General features: G+C 44.6%; 24 protein-coding genes and 2 pseudogenes. 10 read left to right on the top strand and 16 right to left on the bottom strand.

Features of this window, described 5'->3' with window-relative positions; translation table 11 throughout:
* Positions 1-215: 215 nt before the first annotated feature.
* Positions 216-779, bottom strand: a complete 564-nt coding sequence (locus J2T19_RS20925; RefSeq protein ID WP_307219164.1) for a hypothetical protein — start codon at positions 777-779, stop codon at positions 216-218.
* 96 nt (positions 780-875) lie between these two features.
* On the opposite strand from J2T19_RS20925, the gene J2T19_RS20920 reads away from it, so the two are divergent.
* Positions 876-1,793, top strand: coding sequence for a phosphatidate cytidylyltransferase (locus tag J2T19_RS20920; RefSeq protein WP_307219162.1), 918 nt, complete (start codon positions 876-878; stop codon positions 1,791-1,793).
* Between the two features lie 172 nt (positions 1,794-1,965).
* On the opposite strand, the gene J2T19_RS20915 is transcribed toward J2T19_RS20920, so the two are convergent.
* Both J2T19_RS20915 and J2T19_RS20910 read right to left on the bottom strand, forming a co-directional pair.
* Complete coding sequence (locus J2T19_RS20915) at positions 1,966-2,541, bottom strand: hypothetical protein (RefSeq protein ID WP_307219160.1); 576 nt, start codon at positions 2,539-2,541, stop codon at positions 1,966-1,968.
* A 241-nt stretch (positions 2,542-2,782) separates the two neighbouring features.
* The gene (locus tag J2T19_RS20910; protein WP_307219158.1) at positions 2,783-3,166 is read right to left on the bottom strand and encodes a LysM peptidoglycan-binding domain-containing protein; all 384 of its coding nucleotides are present in this window, start codon (positions 3,164-3,166) and stop codon (positions 2,783-2,785) included.
* 449 nt (positions 3,167-3,615) lie between these two features.
* Here J2T19_RS20910 and J2T19_RS20905 point away from each other — a divergent pair, with 449 nt between their 5' ends.
* The 3 genes from J2T19_RS20905 to J2T19_RS20895 all read left to right on the top strand — a co-directional run bounded on the left by J2T19_RS20905 (position 3,616) and on the right by J2T19_RS20895 (position 6,126).
* The gene (locus tag J2T19_RS20905) at positions 3,616-4,662 is read left to right on the top strand and encodes a bifunctional transcriptional activator/DNA repair enzyme AdaA (protein WP_307219156.1); all 1,047 of its coding nucleotides are present in this window, start codon (positions 3,616-3,618) and stop codon (positions 4,660-4,662) included.
* A 45-nt stretch (positions 4,663-4,707) separates the two neighbouring features.
* A complete protein-coding gene (locus tag J2T19_RS20900) occupies positions 4,708-5,493 on the top strand; it encodes an isocitrate lyase/PEP mutase family protein (protein WP_307219154.1) in 786 nt (261 codons plus the stop codon).
* A 114-nt stretch (positions 5,494-5,607) separates the two neighbouring features.
* Positions 5,608-6,126, top strand: coding sequence for a hypothetical protein (locus J2T19_RS20895; protein ID WP_307219152.1), 519 nt, complete (start codon positions 5,608-5,610; stop codon positions 6,124-6,126).
* A gap of 159 nt (positions 6,127-6,285) precedes the next feature.
* Here J2T19_RS20895 and J2T19_RS20890 read toward each other — a convergent pair whose 3' ends face one another.
* The 7 genes from J2T19_RS20890 to J2T19_RS20860 form a co-directional block, all read right to left on the bottom strand.
* Positions 6,286-6,984, bottom strand: a complete 699-nt coding sequence (locus J2T19_RS20890; protein ID WP_307219150.1) for a hypothetical protein — start codon at positions 6,982-6,984, stop codon at positions 6,286-6,288.
* Positions 6,981-7,856 carry an ABC transporter ATP-binding protein gene (locus tag J2T19_RS20885; protein WP_307219148.1) on the bottom strand — a complete coding sequence of 292 codons (876 nt, stop codon included), beginning with the start codon at positions 7,854-7,856 and terminating at the stop codon, positions 6,981-6,983. The genes J2T19_RS20890 and J2T19_RS20885 overlap by 4 nt, the downstream gene beginning before the upstream one ends.
* Entirely contained in the window at positions 7,853-8,233 is a 381-nt protein-coding gene (locus tag J2T19_RS20880) for a GntR family transcriptional regulator (protein ID WP_307219146.1), read from the bottom strand. Before J2T19_RS20880 ends, J2T19_RS20885 begins: the two co-directional genes overlap by 4 nt.
* A gap of 247 nt (positions 8,234-8,480) precedes the next feature.
* Positions 8,481-8,657 (bottom strand): aspartyl-phosphate phosphatase Spo0E family protein, encoded by a 177-nt coding sequence (locus J2T19_RS20875; protein ID WP_307219144.1) that lies wholly within the window; start codon positions 8,655-8,657, stop codon positions 8,481-8,483.
* A 237-nt stretch (positions 8,658-8,894) separates the two neighbouring features.
* Complete coding sequence (locus tag J2T19_RS20870) at positions 8,895-10,277, bottom strand: transcriptional regulator (RefSeq protein ID WP_307219142.1); 1,383 nt, start codon at positions 10,275-10,277, stop codon at positions 8,895-8,897.
* Positions 10,278-10,586: 309 nt separating this feature from the next.
* Positions 10,587-11,504 (bottom strand): aldo/keto reductase, encoded by a 918-nt coding sequence (locus tag J2T19_RS20865; RefSeq protein WP_307219139.1) that lies wholly within the window; start codon positions 11,502-11,504, stop codon positions 10,587-10,589.
* Positions 11,505-11,684: 180 nt separating this feature from the next.
* Positions 11,685-12,590: a diacylglycerol/lipid kinase family protein gene (locus J2T19_RS20860; RefSeq protein ID WP_307219137.1), complete on the bottom strand. Its 906-nt coding sequence runs from the start codon at positions 12,588-12,590 to the stop codon at positions 11,685-11,687.
* Between the two features lie 323 nt (positions 12,591-12,913).
* Between J2T19_RS20860 and J2T19_RS20855 the strand changes: the two genes are divergently transcribed.
* Positions 12,914-14,434 (top strand): leucine-rich repeat domain-containing protein, encoded by a 1,521-nt coding sequence (locus tag J2T19_RS20855; RefSeq protein ID WP_307219135.1) that lies wholly within the window; start codon positions 12,914-12,916, stop codon positions 14,432-14,434.
* Between the two features lie 149 nt (positions 14,435-14,583).
* On the opposite strand, the gene J2T19_RS20850 is transcribed toward J2T19_RS20855, so the two are convergent.
* Positions 14,584-15,498 (bottom strand): AraC family transcriptional regulator, encoded by a 915-nt coding sequence (locus J2T19_RS20850; RefSeq protein ID WP_307219133.1) that lies wholly within the window; start codon positions 15,496-15,498, stop codon positions 14,584-14,586.
* Between the two features lie 124 nt (positions 15,499-15,622).
* On the opposite strand from J2T19_RS20850, the gene J2T19_RS20845 reads away from it, so the two are divergent.
* The gene (locus J2T19_RS20845) at positions 15,623-16,954 is read left to right on the top strand and encodes a glycoside hydrolase family 30 protein (protein ID WP_307219131.1); all 1,332 of its coding nucleotides are present in this window, start codon (positions 15,623-15,625) and stop codon (positions 16,952-16,954) included.
* Positions 16,955-17,138: 184 nt separating this feature from the next.
* Here the strand turns inward: J2T19_RS20845 and J2T19_RS20840 are convergent.
* Positions 17,139-17,280 (bottom strand): annotated as a pseudogene (locus J2T19_RS20840) (endo-1,4-beta-xylanase); the annotation flags it as partial.
* Between the two features lie 118 nt (positions 17,281-17,398).
* Between J2T19_RS20840 and J2T19_RS20835 the strand changes: the two are divergent.
* Positions 17,399-19,699, top strand: a complete 2,301-nt coding sequence (locus tag J2T19_RS20835; protein ID WP_307219129.1) for a 5'-nucleotidase C-terminal domain-containing protein — start codon at positions 17,399-17,401, stop codon at positions 19,697-19,699.
* 407 nt (positions 19,700-20,106) lie between these two features.
* Here the strand turns inward: J2T19_RS20835 and J2T19_RS20830 are convergent, their stop codons facing one another.
* The gene (locus J2T19_RS20830) at positions 20,107-20,322 is read right to left on the bottom strand and encodes a hypothetical protein (protein ID WP_056703109.1); all 216 of its coding nucleotides are present in this window, start codon (positions 20,320-20,322) and stop codon (positions 20,107-20,109) included.
* A 314-nt stretch (positions 20,323-20,636) separates the two neighbouring features.
* Between J2T19_RS20830 and J2T19_RS20825 the strand changes: the two genes are divergently transcribed.
* Positions 20,637-22,082 carry a DEAD/DEAH box helicase gene (locus J2T19_RS20825; RefSeq protein WP_307219125.1) on the top strand — a complete coding sequence of 482 codons (1,446 nt, stop codon included), beginning with the start codon at positions 20,637-20,639 and terminating at the stop codon, positions 22,080-22,082.
* Between the two features lie 155 nt (positions 22,083-22,237).
* Positions 22,238-22,496: pseudogene (locus J2T19_RS20820) on the top strand (beta-xylosidase); the annotation flags it as partial.
* 56 nt (positions 22,497-22,552) lie between these two features.
* Here the strand turns inward: J2T19_RS20820 and J2T19_RS20815 are convergent.
* Entirely contained in the window at positions 22,553-22,780 is a 228-nt protein-coding gene (locus J2T19_RS20815) for a hypothetical protein (RefSeq protein ID WP_307219211.1), read from the bottom strand.
* Between the two features lie 119 nt (positions 22,781-22,899).
* Complete coding sequence (locus J2T19_RS20810) at positions 22,900-23,805, bottom strand: helix-turn-helix transcriptional regulator (RefSeq protein ID WP_307219123.1); 906 nt, start codon at positions 23,803-23,805, stop codon at positions 22,900-22,902.
* 78 nt (positions 23,806-23,883) lie between these two features.
* Here J2T19_RS20810 and J2T19_RS20805 point away from each other — a divergent pair, with 78 nt between their 5' ends.
* The gene (locus J2T19_RS20805; RefSeq protein WP_307219121.1) at positions 23,884-24,423 is read left to right on the top strand and encodes a dihydrofolate reductase family protein; all 540 of its coding nucleotides are present in this window, start codon (positions 23,884-23,886) and stop codon (positions 24,421-24,423) included.
* 208 nt (positions 24,424-24,631) lie between these two features.
* On the opposite strand, the gene J2T19_RS20800 is transcribed toward J2T19_RS20805, so the two are convergent.
* A complete protein-coding gene (locus tag J2T19_RS20800; protein ID WP_307219119.1) occupies positions 24,632-25,762 on the bottom strand; it encodes an SGNH/GDSL hydrolase family protein in 1,131 nt (376 codons plus the stop codon).
* Between the last annotated feature and the right edge of the window lie 22 nt (positions 25,763-25,784).

Raw genomic sequence — 25,784 nt, 5'->3', positions numbered from 1 at the left:
AAATTATCATTGGTTATTAACCAACTATAAGGTGATTATTTTCTAGAGTGGGCTCTGCGATTTGGTAACTTCACAGTAACTGTAGCTACTTCTACTAAATTCTGAACTTGTTCTTTACTTGCATATCATGAACTTATCAGTAGATCAATTCATAATGTGTTACACAAACAGCCTGTTGGCAGAAATCCATAGCAACAGGCTTGTTTCATCTCATATTATTCTCCCACGTCCAAATCTCCATTTCTCGGCTTGTAATCACTCAGCTTCCCTTCATACACAAGCGCGAGTCTTTCACTTTGGCGAAAATCATCCGGGGTCACTAAGGCAGGCAGCTTGTTCCAGAGCTTGATTCCGGATCGCTGTAATATTTCTGCTACAAACTGTGAACAAAAGTAGGAGTTGCTAAACTCGACAGGCTCTTTCAGCGTAATGCCGATGACGCCAAGCAAGTTATACATATATTTCTGGCGGCTACGGATGAAGATATGTAGCACACGTTTCATTTTTTCCACTTCACGGTCTGTCACCTGAAGCTCGTAAATAACACATGTCGTGTTCGGATATTTGCTGTATGTACCTGTCTGGATATCTTCCTTCACAAACCCACCGTTCAGCGGATTGCTTGGATGTTTACGACCGAAGCTGTATAGCTCGGATAACTCCCGGTTAAATGAGATCGAGGCATGATTATAGGGTGCTTTGGTGTAACTCTGAATGACTTTGGTAAACAAGGTTCCTGTATTCGTGAGCAGGATATAGATGGAGCGTTGATCGGTCATAACAAAATTTCCCCTTATCAGATGGTCACTATTCCTTCATAATAACATAGGTACCCTTTTATGGAATCTTATTTTGGATAAGCAGGTGATCCTTCGTTGAGCAGTTCATTATTCACATTAACCTTAATATTCACTGCACTACTCGTTATACATATCGTGTACAAAATCATTGCAAAGTTACAGCCGGACAAAGACTATTCGGGCATCGGCAACAAAATCAAAACCTGGTGGGGCATGCTCCTAATCTTCTGTCTTGCCACACTATTTAACCCTATCGTTTCCCTGCTCTCCCTTATGGTGCTTGCCTTCTTCGCACTCAAGGAATACTTCTCCATGATCCGCAGTACACGCAAAGCTGACCGCAGGTTGTTCCTATGGGCATATCTAGCGGTACCCGCTCAGTTCTACTGGATCTATATTGGATGGTATGGGATGTTTATCATTTTCATTCCGTTGTATGTTTTCTTAGTACTGCCTCTCCCGCGATTAATTAACAAAGGAACGGTAGGCTTCCTACGCAGTGTCAGCTCTACACAGTGGGGACTGATGCTCATGGTGTTCGGACTCAGCCACCTTGCTTACTTCCCTTTTGCTACACCTGAGTATGGATCGAAGCTAGTATTATTCTTAGTGGTGCTAACTCAGCTTAATGATGTCATCCATTATGTGGTCTCTCTCTATCTGGGCAAGCGAAAAGTCGTGCCTACGGCCAATCCATTTTTGACATGGGAAGGATTCGCCTGTTCCTTGGTCATCACAACGGCAGCCTCCTACTTCATCCATCCGTACCTTACACCGTTTGATGCAGGATTCGCCCTGTTCATTGGGGTGCTGATCAGCCTCGCAGGTTTCTTTGGCAGTCTGACCGTATCTGTATTGAAGCGGGATTTGCTAATTGGGGATGATAACAAGTTTGATGAACTCAAGAAAAGCTATTTAAGCAGGGTCGACAGCCTTACCTACACATCACCCGTCATGTTTCATGTTGTGCGTTATTTCTTCGACTTTATGTAGCAATCCCAGATTCTAGATTTAAGGCTCTATTTAATCCAAAAACAAATCACACCTCCAAGCTAGTCGAACCGACTGAACATCGGCTGATAAACTTGGAGGTGCTGCATTTCTAGCGCATTGCATTCATTTGGGCTCATACCATTTCAAACGGGTGAGTCTAGAAATATGCTGTTTATTTCTTCAGCTTGACTTCTTGTTCCGCCAAAACTTCTTGTCCAGCTTCATTCGTATACACCAACGTTACTTTACCACGTTCACCCTTCATTTCATCTGTATATTTGAATTCCATGGGCTGACTATCATCCTTGATGTAGAAACCTTCCTTCTTGCCGTCTGCTTTATTCTCGTCTGCTTCATGCTGAGTTGCTTCTTGTACTGAATTAATGATTGTGATCTGATTGGATGTCCACCGCAGTTCAGATAACGTGTATCCTTCTGGCACATCCTTCACCGAGTAGCGAAAGCTCTTCGCTTCCGTCAGCTTGTCCGATTGATCGATAGTGATCACAATTCCATCTCCAGCATCAGCCGAGGATTCAGATTGCGCTGAGTACGATCCGTTATCCTGCTTCGCATCAGCATTAGGAATTGAGTCAGGCCCTGCTTCGGATATTGGCTCCTTCGACTGCGGATATGCATGTTCCTGTACAGATTCATTATTGTTACGAGCACCGCACGCACTCGTTAGCACCATGATGCACAATAACGCAATTATCCAACGTGTTGATTTCATCCATGTGATCTTCATCATTGAATCCCTCCTGTTGATAAATACGTATTCAAAAAATATGCTAATGTATTCAACCATCTCTTTAACTAATACACGATATCCTTCCTCATGAAGCTCCATATTATGTAATCTCTATGCATAGGAACAAAAAAACCTAAATATCCGCTAAGATACTTAGGTTCGTTATTCATTTATGTTATCTCCTACATTGCAGACCAGATGAACGGCTACAGCCAAGGGCTATACCAATGCTATATTATTACTTATCATCATATTGAGGCAAAATTAAGACCTGCCCCGCTTGAATAGAGTTAGAAGATAGCTTATTTATTTTTTTCAAAACTTCTACAAATACCCGGGTATCCATTTGTTGCGGCTTATACTCTACGGAAAGATTCCATAGCGTATCCCCTTGAGAAACAATGACCTTTCTCCCCGAAAGCAGGTCTTCCTCTCCGCCTGCAAATGCAGTTAACATCGTACTACAACCAATAATCACAATAAGAGAGATGATGGCAATTTTCAATAACAACGGTCGCGCCTTAAGTTGAAGCAATTTTTTTCTAAGCTCGCCTGTACTCCATTGAACCGATGCTGGACTCACCGGCTCATAAATGCTCTGATACGTAGAATGTCTCATCATTCGTCAACCTCCGAACCTGGCTCCTATTCCTATATGTAACGAGCGCATGATGATCCCCCCTGGACCTTCAAACAACAATCGCGCAATTTGTCTATCTCCGATGTCTTCAGTCATCACGCCTACAAATGCGTAACCCGTTCATTATTTTGCACTTGTTCAAGGGTCAGTACTCCCTCTCACCTATATGTGTAAGTAGGTATCATAGACCTATACTAATCCCTGTAGGTAGGTACATTATACCACTCCATTCTAAACAAATTCTGAACAACATCGGCAGATTTCTATATAAATATGCATAGATCTATCATTTACGCATTATTTCGACGGAAATAACTAAGAAAAAATAAAAAATCCATGCCTGATTTTCGGCGATAATATAGGTAAGATTTTTTTATACTAGGAGCATGCAGTTCGATGATCCATTCTCATAAACGTAAGGACGTGTGCCCATGATTGCTGATGATCTGAAAGAACAATATTATCAAGCCCTTCTTACCAAAGACTCAAAGTATGAAGGACTGTTCTATGTTGGAGTCAAAACGACAGGTGTATTCTGCCGCCCAACTTGTCCAGCTCGAAAACCAAAATTCGAAAACTGCGAGTTCTATGAGACCGCTCAACAGGCCTTACTCGCTTCATTCCGACCTTGCCAGCGCTGTCGCCCGCTATCCCATCCCAATCACGTATCAGACGTTGTACGCCTGCTAGTTGAGGCTGTTGAGAATAATCCGGAGAAACGATGGAAAGAGCAGGATTTCAAAGACCTATCTATTGATGAATCAACGGCAAGGCGTCAATTCAAAAAACGCTTTGGCATGACTTTTGTGGAGTATGCTCGTGCTCGCCGTATGGGACTTGCACTTAAACATATCCGTTCAGGTCACACCGTCATTGATAGCCAGTTATCTACAGGGTATGAATCCAGTAGTGGCTTCCGTGATGCGTTCTCACGCATTATGGGTGCTGCCCCAACACATATAAATGAAGGACAGGTGCTCAAAGCGTCCTGGATTGACACCCGCCTTGGCCCCATGATGGCTGTAGCTGATCAGAAGCAACTATATTTGCTTGAATTTATTGATCGTCGAGGGCTTGAACGCGAAGTAGAACGCCTACGGATACGAACCAAGTCAGCGATTGTGCCTGGCATGACTCCACCCATTCAATCCATTGAGCAAGAACTTGAACAATATTTCGACGGTACACTGACAACGTTCGACACACCGTTGTTCTATTTAGGAACACCATTTCAAAAGAAGGTATGGGAGCAATTATCATTGATTCCAGCAGGGGAAACACGCTCCTATCAAGAGATTGCAATTGCTCTGGGTAAACCGACAGCTTGTCGCGCTGTAGCTCAAGCCAATGGAGCGAATCAACTGGCGATCGTCATTCCATGTCATCGAGTTATTAATACAAGTGGTGAACTTGGCGGATACGGCGGGGGAATCACTCGCAAAAACTGGCTGCTCCAACACGAGAAACAGAGGCCGTAACAGTAAATTCAACAGCGCATTTCGTATATAAAGGAGTAAACCAAGATGAACGCCAACAAGCGCACGATCAGAGATAAAGCTGAGCAATTTCATCAATACCATGTGAAGGGGAAACCACTTGTGCTGGTGAATGTGTGGGATGCTGGAAGTGCACAGACCATTCAATCTACAGGAGCCGCAGCTATTGCTACCGGAAGCTGGTCTGTTGCCGCAGCCCACGGTGAGCAGGATGGAGAAGCTCTGCCGTTCCAGCTGGTACTGGCTAACCTCGAACGCATTACAAAAAGCGTAGATTTGCCTGTAACCATCGACATAGAGGGAGGGTATGGCAGGTCCGCGTCAGAATTGAAGCAAAATATATCGCAAATCATGGATCATGGCGCGGTAGGCATCAATATCGAGGATCAGCTTCCCACTGGCGAAGGTCTGTACACGGTCACAGAGCATTGTTTGAGGTTATCTGCCGCTCGAGATGCTGCAGAGCAAGCAGGCATTCCTCTTTTTATCAATGCACGCACAGATTTATTTCTGCAACAGGCTCCTGAGCAGCATAATGAAGCGTTACTCAATGAAGCCATCGCACGATCCAAGGCTTACGCAGAAGCAGGGGCTAGCGGTCTATTCGTTCCAGGATTACAGCAGTCACAATGGATTAAAAAACTGTGTGATCAGTCGCCGCTTCCCGTCAACGTGATGGTCACTTCCCCCGAGCCTTCACCTAGACAACTGGCTGCACTAGGAGTGGCACGAATCAGCTATGGGCCTTATCCTTATCTGCAAGTGATGGAGCACCTGAAAGCCCTTGGGCAACGTATTATAATGGGGTCATAAGGATCATAATAATGAGGATTGTTCGTAATGCTGCATTCTCCTCATGAGCAGAAGATGTTTACAACCTTCACCTGTGGTATAATCCCTCTACCTAACAAGTAACAGGAGGCATATATGCTTAACGTTGAACAAAAGCTTAAAATTTTAGAATCGTATCCTCAGCTGCAGCGCAAAAATGTTTCTCTGGGGCGTGTGAATTTCCACTACGAGGACAGCGCCTATGAGAAGAAGATTGTAGCACTTCATATTCACCCGAACGGTAATGGTTATATCTATGCAGGGCTGCTGCCAAACTATGAGACGGATGCCAAAGGGTTTGTCAATATTCGTGATTACTCCGAAACAGATCTGCGCACATTGCTGGATGCAACACTTCAGGCGATGTCCTACAACCCAGACGCAATTGAAGTGGTTGAGAAAGCCCCAGCTTCAAAAGAATCTGCTCCTCCAGTTACACTCTCGTCAGGCGGCGGAGTCTGGATCAATGAAGAAGGACAAACGCTCACGTTAAAATATGATAATGACATGTGGTGTGTGTATGCCGGTCAGGATCTAGAGATGGCTTATGAATCACGCAGTGAAGCTGGCGAATACCTTCATGAGGAAGGATTCAAACCGCAAGCTCAGGCTTAATTAAAATAAACAAACGTACGCAAAAACACGAGGCGAGCTGATGCTCCCTCGTGTTTTTCTGATCACCATGGATTTCTACGTTTTTATTTAACTATTGCCTACTTTCCGGTTCGTTGCGAGAGAAGCGCCTTTTCCTTCAGGTCTTTCACCGGCTTATCATTAGTCTTTGCTACCTTTTCGTACAAGGGGCACATGTTTCATCATAGGGTAAGTGGATAATAGCAGACAACCACCGATTGCACCTAAGAGAGTGAATAGCAAGACACTGTTCGTTTCCATAATCCAGCGAACCAATCCACTTAGATCAGACAGCGTAATGAATAACGTGAGTCCAAGCGCAATGGTGAAGAATAGGATGAAGAAATTTCGGAAGCCTAAACGTATCCAACTAACCGTAACGAATGCAGAAAGACCCAGTATGAGGAATCCAACCATGAGATCGATCCAGTAATAGGAGTACCATTCGTACGCACTCATATACAACTGACCTGGCTGGTATAATGTCACACCCAGTATTCCGCTCGCATGGAGTAAATGCATCAGAACATAAATCACGTTCAGGACGGTAATCCCTCCAATAACCATCCCCGCTGAGTTCAGGTAGAACGACTTCATAAACTGAGTTCTTGTGCTGCCTAGCCCGATGGCGACAGGAAATATAGCAACCATTCCTGAAACAGCAAAACCGCATATCCCCCCATACATAGGGCCAAATGCCGCTGCTGGGAAACTCACATCAAATATAAGTCCTACTGCGACATAGGCTAGAACTAGCAACAAGGTTATCAACGTAAACAATTTAAGAAACCAACGCATATCTTCCAGAATTAGTCGATGTGTTCCACGAATTGCATTCATCCTCTCACCCTCTCCGACTTCCGTGTAATGTTTATGAGGTAATCTTGTAGTGTAGCCTTCTCAATGGAAAGACGATGATCACGAGCAATTTCCTTCCACTCGGCAGAGTATGGGGCATCGATCATCACTTTCAACGTTGAGCCAAGTTCAGAAGATTCTAACACCTTTGCATGTTGCACAACTTCACTAACATCTTGAATTCCCCCTGTTAGCAGAACCCCTTGTTCGCGTACCTCCTCCATCTGTTGGTGTATGAGGATCTCCCCATCATGAAGAACAATAAGTGACTCACACAAAGGCTGAATCTCTTCAATATGATGGCTGGACACGAGAATTAATCGCGGGTGATCTTCATAGCTGTCCAATAATGCGCGGTAAAAATACTTACGTTTCTCCGCATCCAATCCGTTCGTTGGTTCATCCAGTATGGTAACATCGGCATTACTAGCGAGTCCCAATATCATCTGTGCCGCAGAATTCATACCTTTGGAAAAGGTGGCGATTTTCTTTTTAGTAGGTAGTTCAAACATCTCAATAAGCCGTTCCGCCAAATCCTGATCCCAACTAGAGTGAAAGTACTGTCCGAATCGAACCAGATCCCGAACAGTCCAACTTTTGCCGAGTGGATGCGATTCTTGGATATAACATAGCTGATCCTGCACCTTGAGGTTGTTGTATGGATTCTGCCCCATTACACGAATTGTGCCGCTTGCAGGACGATTATGACCCGCAATCAAACTCATTAGTGTCGTCTTACCAGCACCATTCCTTCCCCATAACCCGCTGATAACAGGCTCCGTTTCATGGAAATTCAGATTCTTGAGTACGGTGGTCTGTTGATAGCTGTAGCTAACCTGCTCTAATTGGATCATGATTCATCCTCCTTATCTTGCTTGCCCTTAATCAAGTCAATAATCATATCTTCGTTCATATGAATTCTCCGTGCTTCCTCCAGCAGTGGTCTAATATACTCTTCGTAAAAGTGTTCCTTTCGTTCCATTAGCAACATATCTCGCGCTCCCTTCGCTACAAACATGCCTACTCCCCGCTGTTTGTAAATAACGCCTTTGTCCACTAGCGATTGCAGCCCCTTACGTGCTGTGGCTGGATTGATATTGTAAAACCGTGAAAGTTCATTGGTGGAAGGAACCTGCTCTTCCACCCTTAGTCGGCCCTCTACAATATCATCCATAATCATCATCGCAATCTGATGGAAAATAGGCTGTGATTCATCCAAAGTCGATTTCATGCAGATCCAACTTTCGTTATTTAATGATAATAGTCTGTGTCTGTTGTGTTAGTTAGTTAGTTAGTTAGTTAGTCATTCAGTTTGTTAGTTGGTTAGTTACTCATGTAGCTAACTATAGTACACGAAGACAGCAAAGTAAATAGTCAAATGCATACTCATCTTTATTTTTCAAAATTAAAACTGCTTCACTAAGATTAACTCGAAGTCTTATCCCTAGCTTAATCCGTTGCTAAGCTAGCTCGTTGAATCATTGTGTTCTCACGGATGCCTTCTGCTTCGCTTGATTGAATTGATTAATAAGACCGTCTAACACTACGGACTGCTGAATAACTTCTGGGTGCAGTAGATTCCCATATTTCATCTCAATGGTGTACAGTAATTCCCTAGCCGATTCAATCTGGACGATCAACGCAGTATGTTCCATAGTGTCCCCTCCTTTTGTCATATTTTAGCTGATTATGTCAATCGGTAGGACTATAGTCATATGACATTACTAATTTTTCCAAACTAAAAAGCCCCTGAATAGGCTTCAGAGGCGTCTTCTAATTTTGTTATGTGCTAGGTACCAAATCCATGATCAGCAGGTCTCGCTATTGAGGGGCTTGGAGCTTCGTTTCCAGAGACAGGCTCAGGAGCAGGAATTACGATACTTACCCAAATGCTACATGTGGCTATCAGCAAAGCCAACGTTCTCTTCATTGAGTTTGTGCACCTCACTAATTATATTTTTGTACTGCTGTTTAGCGGTGTCTGTCGCAAAATCCCTGTATTGCTCAAACAGCCCGACACCTCTAAGCATAGCTCTACCACTACAAATTTCAAGTGAAAATTTCAGACTATTTATGACAAATTCAATACCTTTATGAAACTCATCTTTCTTCAGATAATATGCTCCCAAGTCAGCTAAAAGACGTACATATCGATCATCAGTGACTTGTTTGCTGACCTTTCCAATTCGGTTGCTTTGATCCTGGTATGTGAAGTAAGATTCGTATTGTTCTAACACAAAATCGATATTTCCGTTATATCGATTGGCTGCTGTAACGATATCGCACAATGCTGGAAATATCTCATTCTCTCGCGTTGATATATAGTTCAAATAATCAGGCAATACTTCGAACTGCCCTGCCATCAAGCGGTAGATATAACGATTCCCCACAGCCCATTCCTGAAACTGAGTGATGACTAGCGCCTCTTCCTCGTTACACTCTTTCACCCAATTATTCACCGCGTAGAGTGACACGTACTCAAGCGCTTGATCATAATCTTTGAGCTGATAACAGGCACTACCTGCCGCTAGATATGAATATAAAATATAAAATATGATGGGGCGTTTGGTTTCTTCCGGCTTCTTTCTACCATTCAATTCATAATGAATTGTTGCTTTCACTCGTAACTTTTCAGATAGCTCTTGTACCTTATTCCAACGATGTAGTGCACCAAATGCATTAATAAGCTCATTCAAGGCATCCAACTGATATCGTTCATCCAGTCGATCTACATAGTATTCAAACTGTGCTGCGATGATCAGATTCCGTTGCTGATCCTTGGATAGACCCAGCTTGAACAGGCGGTATTGACATAAGGCTAACCGCTCCGAGTGCTGCATTTTCTCACTCTCGGCAATCGTTTCGTATAGAAGAATCGCCGGTTCGTGTTTGCCATCACGGTAGAATTCTTCTGCCACTTCAAACAACAAGGGAATATAGGATAGATTATCCATCATTAAACGGATAACCTCTTCAATACAATTCAATTTATTCAAATCGGCACAACGATGGAGGAATGGCCCTAGTCTCCGCCAGTCAGGAGTCGCATGCACAAAACACTCATCTATGTATAGTTCATAGAAGTGACCTTCTTCTAATCCCATAGCCGCAGTAATTCGATCCAATTGCTGCATAGCAATCGGGCGATTTTTATTAAGAATGTTACTCAGCGTACCTGAATTAATGCCTGACGTGTCTGAAAAGAAGCTAATAGACCTCTGCTCACGCTTAAGATAACTCTCCAAATGATCGCGTATCGTGGTTGTGGACTCCAAACGAACACCACCCTCCAAAATAAAAAAACATAAACGAATGAATCCGCTTCATTAAGTTGATGAAATGAATTCCAGATTAATGATATTTTTAAAGTAATTATATGTATTTATGAAGTATGGGTCAATAAAATAATTTGAACTAATTTGTATTAATTACAATTTAATCCTTTTATATCACGGTAGTATTCCTTCGATTTTATGCAATAAAAGCTTCAGCCTGATAACCTGAACAGCATAAAAACACGAGCAAAGATCCACTCGTGTTTTCATGACCATTTCTAAGAGAACACTACGCCATTGTTGCTAGGCTTATGGCAATACATTCCCAGCAGCACGATAGATGTCGTACCACTCCTGACGAGTAAGATGTACATCCGACGCTTTAACACAGTCTTGCAGACGTTCAAGGTTCATCGTACCTGTCACGGGCTGCATCTGTGCCGGATGACGCAGCAACCAAGCGATTGCAATCGTGGTGTTGCTCACATCATATTTCGCTGCAATCTCATCGATCTTCGCATTCAGCTCAGGGAACTTGTCGCTTCCCAAGAAGACCCCTTCGAAGAATCCATATTGGAAAGGAGACCATGGCTGGATCGTGATATCATGCAGGCGGCAATAATCCATGATACTACCATCACGGTTAATTGCAGCTTCGTTCTCCATGTTCACATTGATTCCACTGTCTATCATCGTTGTATTCGTAATGCTCATCTGGAGCTGATTAGCGACCAGTGGCTGTTTAACATATTTTTTGAGTAGTTCAATCTGGTTCGGATTCTGGTTAGATACGCCGAAGTGACGAACTTTACCTTCGCGCTCCAACAGGTCAAAGGCTTCTGCCACCTCTTCCGGCTCAACAAGTGCATCCGGACGGTGCAACAACAGCACATCCAAATAGTCCGTTTTCAGACGCTGCAGGATACCATCGACTGAATTCAAAATGTGCTCTTTCGAGAAATCAAACATCCCCTTGCGAATCCCGCATTTGGATTGCAGAATGATGTTTTCCCGAACTTGAGGGCTCATCTGCACAGCCTCTGCAAAGATCTCCTCACATTTTCCTGTTCCATAAATGTCGGCGTGATCGAAGAAATTGGCTCCAATCTCCATTGCAGAACGAACAAAATGCTCCGCTTCTTTACCATCTAATGTATTAATCCGCATGCAGCCAACCGCTACAACCGGTACCTCCAGCGAGCTACTGCCAAGTTTAATTGTTCTCAAGATGATTACCCTCCATATTCGGATATTTTGTTTAATTGTATTGCTACAATCATCGTTGATGGTACTTGTCTTCCGTCTATGATTGTGACATACATCTGCAATCGGTTTCAATGGGTTTTTCGAATTCTTCTATGGAAAAATGACCGTTTGTGACTAACCATGACGCACCGCATGTATTCTCTAATCTTCTTCGACTTGTACTTCTTCTGTGACGATTACCTTCATATACTGAGGAAGAATTTGAATCTGGATGGGTAGTGACGGCCCTTCCTCTCCATCTACATTGGTTCCAATGGGCTCATCAGATGTTACACGTAATTCTTTTGCAGTAAAATACTCCACATCTTTATGGTCTTTCAAGCTACCGAACAGCAAGGATGTGCCCAAAGTCAGTGTGTTAAGCATACTCATATTCCGGATCACAAAACAATGAATAACCCCATCATCCACCACCGCATCTGGAGACAGCTTCTCGAATCCACCAACGGAATTGGTTAGCGCAGCGAGGAATAAGGGAGAGTCGCCCTCCCAGCTCTGACCGTCATGTTCAATGGTGAGCCGTTTCGCAGGGGTATTCACCAAGTCCTTCAGTCCTTCCTTCAGGTAGGCAAATGAACCTAGCTTCGATTTTTCTTCGGATGAAACAGAGGACAACGCTTCGGCTAGTGAACCTGCTGCTACAACATTGGCAAACAGTCGTCCATTCATATTCCCGACATCTACCGCACGCACTTGATTCGAACTCAACCCGCGAATAGCTTCTTCCGGATCAAGGGGGATATGAAGGGCTCGTGCAAAATCATTGACCGTACCCAGGGGTACGACGCCAAGCGTAGGACGGTGATCCTGATCCATCATGCCGTTAATCGTCTCATGCAGCGTTCCATCCCCTCCAATTGAAATAACGAGATCACATCTGTTTTTACATGCATCTAGACAGAAGTTGGTCGCATCTCCTTCTTGAGCTGTTTCGTTGACAACAACCTCATACTGCTGTGATGCCAAAATTCTTTTGACCTGGGACACATACTGCTGAGCCTGTTCTTTACCGGACGATGGATTACTGATAATCATGGCTTGACGCATACTCGCACCTTCTCCTCCAAATGGCGTATTTACCTATCTATACCCTTTCTTAACGTGCATTGAATTACAATAAAAGAAGGCATTTAAATTTTTTGGCGCAAAGATGCTCAGAAGTGTGCAGTGTAAGGTACATTCATATAAAATAGAAGTAGAGTTGTTTGCTTATCCTGAATAAGGTGTTCCTTTTTTCATACGATGGGTTAATAACTAGGGATGTGTGCATCCTGATCTCTCTATATCATGACGATAAGGCTTGAACTACATAGAAGTTGTGCAAACGAATGGCGCATCATCAATTCATAGAATCGGAGGGAATCGTTGTAATGAGAAGAGTGGCTCTACTAGTTCTACTATTTATCCTAAGTATTGGCTCAGCCGGGCAAGCTTTGGCGTACCCAACTGGTGAATCGGGCGACAGACTTATTGAAGACCCTGCACTGGAAGATGGCTTGAAGCTTATTTTGAATAAACCGCTGGATGCTCCCCTGACTGTATCTGATCTGCAACAACTTACAGTTGTGGATCTAAGCAATGCGGGCATTCAAAGTCTAGCAGGGCTTGAACAGGCGTCTAACCTGACGCATCTGCGGCTATACGGTAACGAGATTGAGACGCTGACACCGCTAACGCATCTGACCCAGCTTCGAGAGATTGATGTACGGAACAATTACATTACGTCTATTGATGCACTTGCAGATCTGAAGGATCTCGGACGACTCTTGATTAGCAACAATTCAATTTCTTCTATTGATGTTATTGATGAATTCACCCGGCTACATACGTTCTTTGCTAGTGGAAACCAGCTTACAGATATTACACCGCTGACGGATCTGTCTGATCTAACTTGGGTTGAGCTGGCTAACAATAAGATTGCAGACATCTCTCCACTTGCACATTCCACCAAGCTGCAGCAGTTGAATGTAGCGAACAATCGAATTCAGCATCTGGACGATCTCGCTGATCTGCCTAACACCCTCCGTAAACTCAATGTAGCGGGAAATGAAATTTCAGATCTGACGCCCATTGAACATATGACAGGAATACGGACGCTCGATATTAGTGGCAACCAGATCCAGCATCTACATGCTATTGCAAATATGCACCATCTAACCGAGCTGAACGCTGAATCGAACCAGATTTATGACCTAGAACCGCTAGCGTCATTAACGCAGCTCAAGGCGCTTCAACTAGCTAATAATCGGGTGTGGGATCTAAGCCCAATCGCCGGGCTCTCTTTTACTCGGGCAGATACGACGAACACCATCACGGATATCAACGCATCGGTATCCTTTGCTACGAATGTGCAGACCTCGGTTAACGAGAGTGAATCTGGGGGGCTGACGGTACAGAATAACTATTTGGATGTAACCAGCGGAAGTAACACGATGCGCTTGTTGAACCAGATGAATGTACGGGAGCAGAAACGAACCCCTCAGGGTAGTTTTCAACGCTTAGTTGAAGGTTCTACGACAGCTTATGTGGGGGATCAGGCATACGCCCTGGATGCAGCACCTTTCATTGATGAAGGTCGGACTTACGTTCCTTTACGCTTTATCTCAGAGCAGTTAAATGCCCATGTGGACTGGAATGCCGCTGCGCATGAGGTTACCATTACACAGAATGATCAGACCATTCACTGGAACGCTGATAACAAGCAGGTGCGAGTGAATGATCAACTAATGATGGATGATGCACCTCTGTTAATGCGAAACGGAAAAGCCTTCGTGCCTGTGCGCTTTATCTCTGAGCAACTGGATACAACTGTTGGCTACATTGCCAGCAGCAAAACGATCCTGATCTTCGAGAATAAGCAACCATTGGTCAGAGAACAATCTCAGCCTTAAACGAACTCATATATAATTGCGTCTTACACTAAAATGCCGCCAAGCATCCTTTGTAATCAAAAACGTACTTTTTGAACAACGAAAAAGGCTTTCCCGGGTTATCGTTCCTTACCATTAGTTGGAACCATACCGGGAAAGCCTTTTTTTAATTATTCGAAAAAATGAATACCTCCAACGGTCTGTCTGTATTCACTCGGACTCATGCCTGTCCAACGTCTAAATTGCCGACTGAAATGGGGCAGAGAAGAATATCCAAGCATCGTAGCAATCCGAGTCAGACTTAGGTCGGGCTGATGAATGAGCTGCTTGGCTTCATGAAGCTTGAGTTCGGATAAGTATTTACGAGGAGAGATACCATACACTTTCTGAAACGTCTCCAGCGCGTACCCTGTACTGATCTGGAGTGAGGATGCAATTTCTTTAATTCGAATTACCTTGTCTCCTACCCCACCATCTCGAATGTAATCCATATTAAGCTGGCTCTTGATCGCCTCGGCAATCAGCTTCGCATAGTGAGCTACTGTCGGAGAGACAGCCTCCTTGGCACGTGAAGAGCTATGTTCTGCTAAAACCGCTAGAATCTCCAGCAGACCTGCCTGCATACGAAACAGATCGGGTGTTGTATATTCTTCATTGCGGTTAAGTAGCCCTACCCACTTCAGCATAACATCCTTGATGCGCTGGTTCTCTTCACTGCCATTCGGAAATAACCATTGCACATGCTGACTCATCTCCTGCCGAAACAACACCTCGTCCACATTAAAATGAGCGATAAAGTAGGTTAAACCTTGTTCCTCATTACATTCATTCGTATGCCTACAGCCTGGTGGAATAAGCAGAATATCCCCTTGATGCAGTTCGTAATGAATATTCTCCATACTCGTCGTCTGCATTCCTTCCAGAATAAGAATTAATTCAAAGGCTAGATGAGATTCCGTCGGTACCCGCCAGCCTTGCTTCACCTGCTGCATATGCGCACCAAATAGCTTCACATTCCAATTGGTAGCGGGTAGCCAGCGACTCTCTCGCGATAAATAGGAACGATATTGTTCTGGGATAATCATGGATTCCACCACCTTGGATTAGGGCAAATTTTACGCGGATCAGTGTATCTTCATTTCATAGAAGACTTGTTATACTGACTGTACTGTACACCATAACCGAGGTTTAGGCGAGGAGGAACATTAGTTGTCACTAAACATACAAGGATACTCTACGACACCTGATACTGCATGGAAAGAAATCTCTTTTACACCGTCAAAAGAAAGCGCTAACTTAACACTGAGCGGTGCTGAGCACCAGCTTGTTGAAGGATTCGGTGGATGTTTCAATGAGCTGGGCTATATGGCCCTATCCCACTTGAATGATGAGCAGCGGCGTGAAGTATTTCATTCCCTCTTTCACCCTGAAGGTGAACATAAATTCAACATCTGCCGACTCCCGATTGGGGCAAGTGATTATGCAGAGCAATGGTATAGCCACAACGAGGTTGATGGGGACGTGGCGATGGAGCATTTTTCAATTGAACGCGACTTCAAATATCTTATTCCGTACATTAAGGAAGCACTCACGTATAATCCGAACTTACAACTCTTCGCCTCCCCTTGGAGTCCACCAACCTGGATGAAGACACCCAAAGCGTATAACTATGGCACATTACGCTGGGAGAAGGAAATTCTAGAAGCTTATGCTCTGTATTTTGTGAAATTCGTACAGGCTTACCAAGAGGCGGGTATAACGATTCATCAGGTTCATGTTCAGAATGAGGTCATTGCGGATCAGAAGTTCCCTTCCTGCATGTGGACAGGTGAACAGCTCCGTGAATTCATTGCCGATTATCTTGGCCCTGCTTTTGACAAACACGGCTTGGACACGGAAATCTGGTTAGGCACGATCAACGCACCCGATCCATGGGAAGAATTGATGAAGAAGAAAACGAATGATTTTGATGAATATGCCGGGCTTGTTCTCAGCGATCCTAAAGCGTACGCCTATATTAAGGGTGTCGGCTACCAATGGGCAGGTAAAAATGCGATTCAACGTACTGTAGCAAGCTATCCCGAGCTTCGTTATATGCAGACCGAGAATGAATGTGGTGACGGGAACAACTCCTGGAACTATGCCAAATATGTATTCAATCTATACCAGCATTATTTCAGCAATGGGGTGAACGCGTACATCTATTGGAATATGGTGCTTGAGCCGAAGGGTCGCAGTACTTGGGGATGGGAGCAGAACTCCATGATTACAGTTGATCCGGAGCTGAAGGAACTCACTCGCAATCCGGAGTATTATGTCATGAAACATTTTGCTCACCAAGTGGCGCCAGGTGCTCGGAGATTAGGACTTTCAGGAGCTTGGGCTGGTAAAGCAGTCGCTTTCCGCAATGAGGATGGTCGTCTAGTGATTGTCATTAACAATCCCTTCAAGGATAAGCGCGAGCTTCATCTCGCCTATGAAGAACAGACACTAACATTCGAGCTGGATGCCGACTCCTTCAATAGCATTGTTATTGGGTAACAACACCGTTAATCATTGACACACCAAGCGCTGAACTTTCTCATAAATAGATAAGATAGATAAGCTAAATGGATAAATCAATTGGAGCCTTCATCTTGTAATATCAAGATAAGGCTCCTTCTTATTCACTGGTAACCTTTAGACAGCTTTTGGCTCCAACTATGCGACGGTTTAGGGTTATTCGCTAGGTAGTTTCTAGCCACTGCAAGGCCGGACGTTCCGTGCCGCTACTATTCACCAGGTGAGATCCGTTGTACCCACGTCTGTCTTTGGTTATATCCCCACAATGTAATGCCCTTCACGCCTGAATGGTTCCAAAGAACCGGGCTCACCCTATCCCAATCGAACATAATTGTTACATACGGGTTTACATTCCCTTCATGTTTATCTAGTATAAAATGACACATATCTTTACATACACTAGATAACAAGGGAGATTACAACATGCGCAAATTTTCAACGAAAGGTTTCGCCGGATGGTCTTTATCATTTCTCTTATGTACCTCCATTTTGTTCGCTCCATTCACTTCAGCCCCGGCTGAAGCAGCCGAATCAGCAAAAGAAACTAAAATTACGTTGCTCGGCACATCCGATATTCATGGGCGTTTTATGCCATGGGACTACGCTCTAGACGGTCCAAACCCAACAGGAAGTATGACACAGCTCTATACCATCGTTAAAAAAGTACGAGCTGAGAATCCCAATACGATTCTGCTAGATGCAGGAGATATGATTCAGGATAACTCTGCTGAGCTCTTCAATGACCAACCACAATCTCCCATGATGGTCGCAATGAACGAGATGAAATATGACGCATGGGTTATGGGTAACCATGAGTTTAACTTTGGTCTGGATGTGTTGGAGAAGATTTCTTCCCAATTCAACGGACAACCTCTCGTAGGTAACATTTTCAAAGAAAACGGCGACCGCTACATGCCTGCTTATACGATTATTGAGAAGGATGGCATTAAAGTGGGCGTCATTGGAATGAACACACCGATGATTACCGAGTTCGAGAAAGGTACCGATCACCTAGATGGCATTATTGTTAAGGATCCTGTCGAAGAGACCAAAAAAGCCATTGCTGAGCTTAAAGGCAAAGTAGATGTCATGGTTGGACTTATGCATATGGGTCTCGACAACGAGAACGGCAATCCGGGAACCGGAGTAACCGATATCGCGAATGCGAACCCAGAGCTGGCGGCTATTTTTGCCGGACATATGCATACTTTAATCGAATCACAAACGGTGAACGGCGTATTGATCTCCGAACCGAACAAATACGGATCACACATCTCACGAATCGACCTGACTTTTGAGAAAGACGGCGACAACGTTGTTTTGAAAAGTAAAGAAGCCCAGGCACTCGCTGTAAAAGCAGCAGATGGTACCTACGAGGTGTCTGATGCAGGACTTGAAGAGACACTGCACCCGTTCCACGAGTTCGCTCGTGCAGATGCCAACATCGAAGTCGCTGAATTGAAAGGTACCAACCTTGTCCCTGCCGATGAGATCAAAGGTATCCCTGCTGTGCAGATTCAGGAGACCCCTTTATCCGACTTCTTCACCGAAGTTATGATTCATTACAGCGATGCTGATGTGGTTGCACACCAGATTGATAACGACAAAGCCAAGCTAGATATTGGCCCGATCAAGAAAAAAGATATCGCCTTCAACTATCAATATACCTTCGGTGAAGTCACTGTATATGAAGTAACGGGACGTGACCTGAAGGATTACATGGAGTGGTCTGTAGGGTACTTTAACTCGACACGCCCAGGAGATGTAACGATTAGCTTTGATCCGAAGCGCCGTGCCTCCAAGTACAGTACGAATGATTTCTTCGGCGGCGTAACCTATGAGATTGATCTCACCAAGCCATACGGTAGCCGAATTACGAACCTCAAATACAGCAATGGTGAAGCAGTCAAAGAACAAGATACACTCAAGCTCGGCATGAATGCTTACCGGATGGAAGCGTTAATTGCGAAGGGCGGCGCACTGGAAGGGCGTACGTTCAAGATGCTCTGGTCCTCCAAGGATGCTTCGGCATTCGGCGAGATTCAAGGTACCATTCGCAACCTATCTATTGCCTACCTGCAAGATGTTATGAACGGTGTTTATGAACCGAAGATTCAGCACAACTGGACCATCACTGGCGTTGACCTCACTGCACCAGCGCGTGCAGATGTTGTAGAGCTTATCAATGAGGGCGTAATGTCTGTGCCTAACACAGAAGATGGAAAATACACCAACATTGCCTCCATTAACATTCTGGATGCTGTGACGCAAGAAGAGATTGAAGCCCTATCTGCCAAAGCAAACGTAGATGCAGCACAATTCTCGGGCGTATCAACCAAAGGTGAGTTCTATCAGAAGTTGAACGCAGCTCGTAAAGCTGCGGCTGGAAATGGTGAGGGTACACCTACACCTGCACCGGAGAAGCCTGTCACACCAACGAAACCGAAGCCAACACCAGAACCAGCTAAACCAGGCAAACCTGCTACTACACCAGGTTCAACGAAGCCTGATACGGTAAAAGACAACAAGGTTAAACAAGCCAAAGTAACCGCAGCTTACCTGAATGTTCGCGCTGGTGCTTCATCCCAAGCCAAGATCGTCACGGCTGTACCTAAAGGAACCATTCTTGAGGTAATTAGCACAGAGAAGTATGGCTGGTTGAAAGTGAAACTGGATGGACGCGTTGTCTATGTATATGGAAAATATGTAAGTATGTTGAAGTAATCAGAAATACTGCACAATCTATTATAAATTCATGTTGAATAGGCAACGAGTAGCACTCTATCCTCCCACAAGACTTAATCTGCTAGAAAGCTAAAATCTCAGCAAGCATCCACGCAAACCTATCTTTTTAGCATATCCTATCGATAAAGACGATGGGAGGACTACTACGATGTTTAGTGTGTATATATTGCAAAGATGCAAATTAGGAGCTCATGTACGAATATATCTAAATTCCAAGTCTATTGAGGGAATCTATGCTGGGTTTGCCTTTGATTCAGTCGTGATCAATAAGAGTGATTCACTTGTCTATATCCATCCCCGCATGATTTCTGCTGTGCAGGTCATATTTCCAAGAAAAAAGAAGCGGAGAATCTAGTTCTCCGCTTCTTCTTTTTGTCTTTTCTTCTTTAGATAACGTCTATTGCTGTAATTTGATTGACTGGGAAATAAGCAGTCTCATTATTCGATCTATTAAGAATAAGCACTCCATTGTTCAGTCCGGCATATTTTCCGGTATGCGTTTGCCCTTGAAAATGAACTCTAATATTGGCACCCAATCCCAGTTGTTTAATAATTGATACGATAGCATAGTTGTTGTACGAATTCCCGTTGTTGTATCCCATTAAAATCATCCTCCTTCTGTTTTATAGTTTCATAGTATTCTCTATAACTCTATCTTTCCTGTGCAAAGTTGCTAGGGAAGAGTGGATTTAATAGTATTGGTCACACTCCACTAGAGACAGCATCTAATAATTCAAAAGAGAACCTCTGCTTGAGCAGGGGATCTCCTTTCGTTTAATTTTTAATGATTACATCTGAATTACATCAAATATTCCGTTAACGCTCCAACATATCGAGTATAATAAGAAGGTATACGCAAATAGTACGGTGTAATGCTAATATGTAGTATTCAAAACTAATGCAAAAGAGGTTAATCATGAGCAAGCAACAATTTAGTGAGTTTCAGCTTGGAGAAGAAATTGTACGAGCACTGGACAGTCTGGGCTATGAGACAGCAACTGAGGTTCAGTCCAAAGTCATTCCAGTCGCCCTAGAGAATAAAGATCTGGTCGTCAAATCACAGACAGGTAGTGGTAAAACGGCTGCATACGGCATCCCGCTCTGTGAACAGGTCGATTGGAACGAGAATAAACCGCAAGCGTTGATTCTGACCCCTACCCGCGAGCTGGCATTGCAGGTTACCGAAGACATCACCAACATCGGCCGTTTCAAACGCATCAAGGCAACCGCACTATACGGACAATCGCCATTCCATGTCCAAAAGGCCGAGTTAAAGCAACGAACTCATGTCGCTGTAGGTACACCCGGACGGGTATTGGATCATATCGAACGCGGAACACTGCCACTGGATCGAATCGCCTATCTGGTCATTGATGAAGCCGATGAGATGCTGAATATGGGCTTCATTGAGACGGTGGGAGCTATTATTCAGGCGCTACCACGGGAGCGTGTAACAATGCTCTTCTCCGCAACCTTCCCGGAAGATGTAGCCAATCTATCCCGTAAATACATGAACAACCCAGTGGAGATCGAGATCAAGGCAAGCGGACTGACAACTGCCACGATTGAACATGCGATTATTCATACTTCTGAGGTGAACAAAACGGCGTTGCTACAAGACTTGTTCATCGTAGAAAATCCAGATAGCTGTATCGTATTCTGCCGCACGCAGGAGAATGTAGATAAGCTGTTCCGCGTGATGGCTGACCTCGATTATCCGGCAGATCGCATCCATGGCGGCATGGAGCAGGACGAGCGGATTGAGGTCATGAATGCCTTCCGGCGTGGACAATTCCGTTATTTAGTTGCGACGGATGTAGCTGCTCGGGGTATCGACATTACCAATATCACACATGTCATCAACTACGATATTCCGCTTGAAAAGGAAAGCTATGTTCACCGCACAGGCCGTACTGGGCGTGCAGGTCAGACAGGTAAAGCCTTTACCTTCATCACGCCGAAGGATGGCAGACGCCTCGCTGAGATTGAATCCTATATTGGATTCGAGATTCCTGTGATTAAGGCTCCTTCTGAAGATGCTGTGGATCGCCGCAGAGAAGAATTCGAGAAGCGGCTTAAGATTGTACCTGAGCGCAAAAAGGACAAGCGCGAACAATTGAATCAGCAGATTATGAAGCTGAACTTCAATGGGGGCAAGAAGAAGAAACTCCGTGCTGTTGACTTCGTTGGCACCATCGCCAAGCTTGAAGGCGTTACTGCTGACGACATCGGAATCATTACGATTCTGGATAATGTGACGGATGTGGAGATTCTGAATGGCAAAGGATCACTCGTACTGGAGCTTATGCAAAATACAACGATTAAAAAGATGCAACTCAAGGTTCGTAAGGGCAAGAAGTAAATTTATTCACCGTCTAGAGAATAGATACAAAATCACATAGGGATAGCGGGCTTAATACCAAGTCTGCTATCCCTATTGTTGTGTATTGGTATCGATGCTTTCTCTAGTTGGTGATGCGTATCCCGCAGTTGAATTCGTATCCAGTAGGTGATGCGGTATTTATACCTGCCCTCGTCAATCATGCGCAAGGCAAAACGGCTACTGCCAGCTCCACAGCCTACTGCTCATCTGCATCCAACAGCAATGATGGCAATTACCAAACCTCATGGGTAGCCTCATCCAACAGTTGGCCGGCATATCAGCATCGATGGAGTCCATTTTGCCTCAATAGACCGCACCAACAATCTGACCTATGGCTTCACGACCGATCCGTTGCATTTCACTGCTCGTTATGTACGAATCAATATGGTGAATGTCTGGTATAAGTGGTCTAGAGAGATCGGCCTTTGCGAAGAAGGCTGGTCTCTTTGTTATAGATTTTCCAAGCCAAGGTACACATTCCAGCTCACAAGGATCACACTTAGACATACAGCAGTGGCTATATTCCATTTGGTTCTCACGCGAAACGCGGTGTACCCCATCAGCGCAATCATGAACACACTGAAGATGAGGACTGCAACGTTGTTCCGAAAAATGGCTATCATGATGAGTAAAACTATAGAAATAATCGTTGTAATTTTATTTAAATTCAAATTCACCACTCTCATCTCCTTCTACATCATGTCGTATCATCTATAGTAATTTACATTTGTTAACAATGATCAATAACTTTATGATCTTACTGAGAAAATGAGGAAATGCTATCATAACGTTCTCTTCACAGATATTGCTCCAGACTTTTCTCCAGCATACTACGCACCATTTGCTTCAATTCTACTGGAACCACAACCTTCACTTCTGGCCCATACGCCAGCAGCCCACGTGCTGTATATGGCAACTCAGCTACGGGAATTGCACCTTTCCACTCATGACCCTGCACAGACTTAAATACGACATCTGACGAAGCTTGCCTTGCACCCGCATCCGTAAAATGTAGCACGACCTCCACACGTTCCCGCTCATCCTCCGCACGCAGCCAATCATGCAGGTTCGGGATAGATCCATCCGTTTCATCCGTAATCTCAAGATCACTCATGCGATCCACACGATATAGCAACACTCTCTCCTTATGGCGTGCAGGCATGTACCAGTACCCACGATCATAATAAATGCCGATTGGAAAGACCTCTACTGTTTTCTGTCCATTACGGGAAGAATACTGGAAGGTAACACCTCTTTTCTCCACCGCTGCATCCAAAATGGTAGTTGTCATTGGCTGAGCATGCGCCGATGAATGTGGCTGAAGAAAAGTAATATGTTTTCTCATTCGCATTACGAGATCCTGTACATCCTGCGGCAGACTCGAAAAGTACTGCTCTGCCAGATGTTCTCGCACCGATCCATAAGGGAAGTCTGGTACTTTCTCCAAATATTCAAGCATTAGAAATAAACCTAATGCCTCGTTCTGATGGAGCTGGAGGGGTGGCAATAACCTATTCGGTAGCACCTGGTATCCTCCATGTACACCGACTTCGGTATATAGAGGAAAGCCCATCGACTGCAACGCATCCAGGTCACGTTGGATCGTACGAATAGACACTTGGAACCGCTCAGCCAGCTCGCGAGCCGTAAATTTCCGCCTAGAATCCATCAGCCTCATGATGGCAAGTTTGCGATTATTCATCATTTCCCACCTTTAATTACGTCAACTTTTGTCATAGTTAGAGTGTATCATAAAGTCAAGAAGAAGGGAGCGATGCATATGTCAGATACTAAGGTTATCTTGTATGTTGCAATGAGTATGGATGGATATATCGCAAGACCAGACGGTTCTGTAGATTGGCTGATGGATGTGGAGGGAGATGGAGGTGACAATGGATATGCAGCATTTTATCAAGACATCGGTTCCGTTGTCATGGGACGTGACACCTATGAGGTAGTGCTCACACTAGCTGAGGATTTTATGTATGCTGATCGTCCAACATATGTCATGTCCCGTGCGAAGCAGCCGCCAGCTCCGCACGTTGAATTTACAGATGAGCCGGTGGAACAGTTAATCGCCCGACTTAAGGCTTCTACAACAGGGCATATATGGATTGTTGGCGGTGGAAAGCTGGTTCAATCGGTGCTGGAGCAGCATCTACTGGATGAGATTGAAGTGGCGATTATTCCGAAAATTCTGGGTGAAGGCATCCCGTTATTCCCCAAAGGCACGGTACCGAGTCTATGGAAGACCATCGAGACCAAGACGCTCGGGCAGATCATTGCGATCCGCTATGAGGCAGAACATGCACACGCTTAATGCCTGCTTAGGCGTTTAAACTTATGGAATGACTACGCCAATTTACTAACGATCACAATCTACTCCGGATACAAAATTCTATAACCAATGCAATACAAACAAGCCTACGGCGTAGGTCGCGGGCTTGTTTGCATTCATTTCGTATCGTTAGAAGAGAACTCTGGCAGCGTGTCTAACGCTTTTCCTTTGCCATAATTTGTTCTGTATTCTAGGAATGGTGCAGTATGCCTTTCAGATGCTCTGTTAAGGTTTCGGCTGCCCGCTTATGGGATAACATCCCCGGATGAGTTCTGGCACCTACTGTCTCACTCGTTGTATTTGGTAATTGAATGACCGACACATTTCGGTCGCCCGTTTCCTTCATGTAGATATCCACCGCGCGATATATCGCAGGCATCATCGGAAATCCAAGCATGCCGTAAGCCCAGACGATGTGTGCCTTGGTGTTATTTCTCCGCAATTGAATTAAGAATTGGTATGCTGCTTGCTCGAACTTAGCCACGTCTTCTCCATGGTACGTCCCATCGGCATTCAATCGTTGTTTATACGCGATCCCTGTGTTCGGATCTGTCCACTCTGGTGTCTGGAAGGCACCGCCATCATTGCTGCCTAAATTCACGACCACCACATCCGGCTGCCATGCATTGAAGTCATGCGGGCTATGCGCCCCAAGCGCTTCGTTCATCTCCCCCGTTAATAGACCGCACACCTGATCATAGTACTGTGGAATGTTGGCATTGGGATTATTGTCCCAGCTCGTCATAACGCCCCAGCCACTCTGAGAGATGACGCGATAATCTGCGTGAAGAGCTTCCGCTGTCATGGCCGTATAATTGTCAATCGCGCTGAACCACATCGGAATCCAATCCTCCTCGGCCTGAGCCCCGATTGCGCCTTCACCTGATGTAATACTATCTCCGATGAATTCCACCTTGTACGATCTATCCTCTACCAACTGGAATACACCATCCGATTTCAACGCATGAATCTGTAACGAGCATCCCGGATCTCCACTCATGGCCTGAGTATCTTTTATGATTCTTACATTTTTGGTAACGCTTTCGTTCATTCCTCTGAAAATACACACCCAATACCTTCCGTGTACCAACATCTGGCGGCTTACAACTACATTGTTAATTAGAACACTGATCCATGGTTCATACACTTCATATTTGGAATCGACCTCTATCCATAGCTCTGTCCCGGTCACGTTCAGCTCCACCGCGCTACCTGTCCAAAACAACGTTAGCGGCGACCTGCTCTCCGTTGTTCTACCATGAACCTTCAACTGGGCAACATCGGGTAATGCATAGTGCTGTAACTTATTATTTTCCATCATCACACAACCCTTCTTCTTAGAC

The organism is Paenibacillus tundrae, from assembly GCF_030812775.1.
Classification (GTDB): Bacteria; Bacillota; Bacilli; order Paenibacillales; family Paenibacillaceae; genus Paenibacillus; species Paenibacillus tundrae_A.
This window is presented reverse-complemented; position numbering and strand designations above follow the sequence as displayed.